Source organism: Arthrobacter sp. I3, from assembly GCF_000520575.1.
Taxonomy (GTDB): domain Bacteria; phylum Actinomycetota; class Actinomycetes; order Actinomycetales; family Micrococcaceae; genus Arthrobacter; species Arthrobacter humicola_A.
The window spans coordinates 51385-54478 of sequence record NZ_KI914962.1 but is presented as its reverse complement, the minus strand read 5'-3'; the positions used below and the strand labels follow the sequence as shown (position 1 = coordinate 54478).

At 64.7% G+C, this 3094-nt stretch carries 3 protein-coding genes and 1 pseudogene; all 4 read left to right on the top strand.

Going from position 1 to position 3094, the window contains the following annotated elements:
- Window positions 1-414: pseudogene (locus tag Y706_RS26745) on the top strand (ABC transporter permease); the annotation flags it as partial.
- The gene (locus Y706_RS0120300; protein ID WP_043436659.1) at window positions 414-1634 is read left to right on the top strand and encodes a substrate-binding domain-containing protein; all 1221 of its coding nucleotides are present in this window, start codon (window positions 414-416) and stop codon (window positions 1632-1634) included. The pseudogene Y706_RS26745 and the gene Y706_RS0120300, both read left to right, overlap by 1 nt.
- 91 nt (window positions 1635-1725) lie before the next feature.
- On the top strand, window positions 1726-2574 hold the full coding sequence (locus tag Y706_RS0120295) for a sugar phosphate isomerase/epimerase family protein (protein WP_028278024.1): 849 nt from the start codon (window positions 1726-1728) through the stop codon (window positions 2572-2574).
- A gap of 121 nt (window positions 2575-2695) precedes the next feature.
- On the top strand, window positions 2696-3094 hold a 399-nt coding region (locus Y706_RS26740; protein WP_043436654.1), incomplete at its 3' end, for a GNAT family N-acetyltransferase.

Here is a 3094-nt window from a genome sequence, read left to right as displayed (position 1 = left end):
TGGGTGCGGACGCGGGCCTTCATGATGTCTTCGCTGTCGGCCACCGTGGCCGGCATCCTGCTCGTGGGTTACGCGGGCGTGCATCCGTCGGTTGGGCGCGGGTACGAGTTCACGGCGATTACCGCCGTCGTCCTCGGGGGCGTTGTGCTGGGCGGGGGGCGCGGCTGGGTCCTGTCCGCCGCGGCGGGGGCGTTCGCCCTCGAGTCCTTGTTTACCCTTCTGAACTTCATGGGTCTCCAGGCGACGTGGCGGGACACGGTCCAAGGAGCAATCATCATCATCGCCGTGGCCGCAGCATCCAGGTCGTGGCAGCGCAAGCGCAAGGGGGCCAGTTCCGCTGCCCATGACGAACAGCACCAAATGGCCGCAGCACCCACGCCCGCCGAGGGCACCGAACAAGGAGGAAGAGTCTGATGCGCAATAACTCTGTCCGCGCGATCGCCCTTGCCGCAGCATTGCCGCTGGTGGCCCTGACCGGATGTACCACCGAACCATCCGTCACCCAAACGACAGGGACTGGCACCGGCTCTGCGGCGGCATCCAGTCCGGCAAGCAAAGACTGGTTTGACCAGTCGCTCTACGACACACAGAACCAGCAGCGGTCGGCAACCTTTGAAGGGAACCCGGAGCAGCCCTATCTGCAGTACATCGCGGGCCCGATGAGGGACACGTCCAAGTTCAAGGCCCCGGGAGCGCACAAGGTCTGCTTCGCCAACGCCTCCATCTCCAACCCCTGGCGGCAAACCGGGTGGATCACCATGAACCAGCAGCTCAAGGCACTCCAGGGCACCGGCGTCATTTCTGAAATGGAGACCCGGGACGCCAAGGACAATGACAACACCCAAATTGCCGACATTGACTATTTCATCGCCGAGGGCAAATGCGATGCGTTCGTCATTTCACCTAATTCCACGGCCGCCCTCACCCAAGCCGTTGAACGTGCCTGCGAGACAGGCAAACCCGTGGTGGTGTTTGACCGCGGTGTAGAGACTGACTGCGCCACCACGTTCATCCACCCGATCGGTGGGTTCGCCTGGGGCATCGACACCGCCACTTTCCTGAGTGAAAGGCTTCAGTCCGGGGACAAGGTCGTTGCCCTTCGCATCCTCCCGGGTGTGGATGTCCTGGAGCACCGCTGGGCGGCGGCCAAGAAGATCTTCGAGGAAAAGGGAATTCAGGCCAAGGACTACTTCACCGGCGCCGACCCCACGAAGATCAAGAACATCATCTCCGATGAATTGGCCACAGGTGACGTCAAGGGCGTGTGGATGGACGCCGGAGACGGTGCGGTGGCTGCCCTCGAGGCCTTTGAGGATGCCGGCAAGAAGCTGCCCGTGATGACCGGCGAAGATGAGATGAGCTTCCTGACCAAGTGGAAGCAAACCGGGATCGACGCCATGGCCCCGGTCTATTCCAACTTCCAATGGCGGACCCCGCTGCTGGCCTTGGAAAAGGTCTTCAAGGGCGAGCCGATTCCGGCCGAATGGGTCCTGCCGCAGAAGCCCATCCTTAAGGACGAACTGGACCAGTGGCTACAGCGTAACCAGGGCATGCCCAGCGGGCACTACGCCAAGTTCGGCGGCGAGGACCTGGCCGGCTACCCGGAGGTCTGGCAGAAACGGCAGATTCCCTGACGCGGCCCCCGCGGTCCCGCGAAATACCCCCTCCCCGCGGGACCGCCGCGTCTGGAACAGTCGGCAGGACAAACAGATGGAAGGAGACAGCTTGGAGCGTCTGACCGGAATCAGCACCTGGGTCTGGGAATCCCCCTTGACCGACTCCAACCTTCCCGGGCTGTTGGCGAAAATCGCCACCATAGGGTTTGACGCCGTCGAACTGCCGCTGGAAAACGAGGGCGATTTCACGTCCGCAGCAGTGGTGGAATCCCTCGAGAGAAACGGGCTGAAACCGTTCGTGGTGGGGGCCATGGCACCGGGGCGAGACCTGGTGGCGGCGGATCAGGCTGCCGTGGAAAGGACCCAGGCCTACCTGTCAGCCTGCATCACCATGGCCAGCAGCATCGGTTCGCCTACTGTCTGTGGGCCGTTCTACTCCCGAACTGGCCGGGTCTGGCGAATGTCGCGGGAGCAGCGACGGGACGCCTACGCGGAGCTGCGCCGAAACCTCCAGCCGGTCGCGGCCCTGGCTCAGGAGGCGGGCGTGGTGCTTGGCATCGAACCCTTGAACAGGTATGAAACATCGCTGATTAACACGGTGGACCAGGCACTTGAGGCCCTTGGACCCCTGCTCGGGAACGGAGTCGGCATCGCGTTGGACAGCTACCACCTTCACATCGAGGAGCGTTCGGTGGCCGCGGCGGTCCGGACCGCCGGAGAGCATCTGGTGCACGTGCAAGTCTGCGGCAACGACCGCGGCGCGCCCGGTGGGGACCAGACCGATTGGAAAGGCTTCCTGCAGGTCCTGAATGAAGTGGGCTACACGGGGCCCCTCAACATTGAAAGTTTCACGGTCGACAATGCCGCCATTGCCGTCGCGGCGTCGATCTGGCGTCCCCTGGCTCCAAGCCAGGACGAGTTGGCTGAAAGTGGCCTGGCTTTCCTGCGCAGCCTGTGAGTGCGCTGCAGGGCATGGCGACCACCACCGCTAGAGTCTTCTAGGGACAGCCAACGCCGCTGGATGCGCCGTTTGACGGCGTTGGCCGGAGAGAAATTCACCATCTGCCGGGAGATCCCCCATGACCCACATACTCCGAACAGCCACCGCGGACGACGCCGGGAAGCTGGCCGCACTCGCGGCCGTCACCTTCCCGCTCGCGTGCCCGCCGGAATCCCGGCCGGAGGACATCGCGGCGCACCTCGCCAATACCCTCAGCGAGGCCAACTTCCGGGCCTATCTGGCAGATCCGGCGGTCACGGTGCTGGTGATCGACGCCGACGGCGACCTCCGCGGCTACAGCCTGCTGGTGGCCCGTCCCGCCCGGGACCCGGAGGTGGCCGCGGTCCTGAGTGAACTGCCGTGCACCGAGCTCAGCAAGTGCTACGTCCACCCGGAGCACCACGGGCTCGGCGCCGCGGCCGAACTGATGCACGCCAGCATCGGCGCGGCCGCGGCGGCCGGCGCCCGCGGGCTCTGG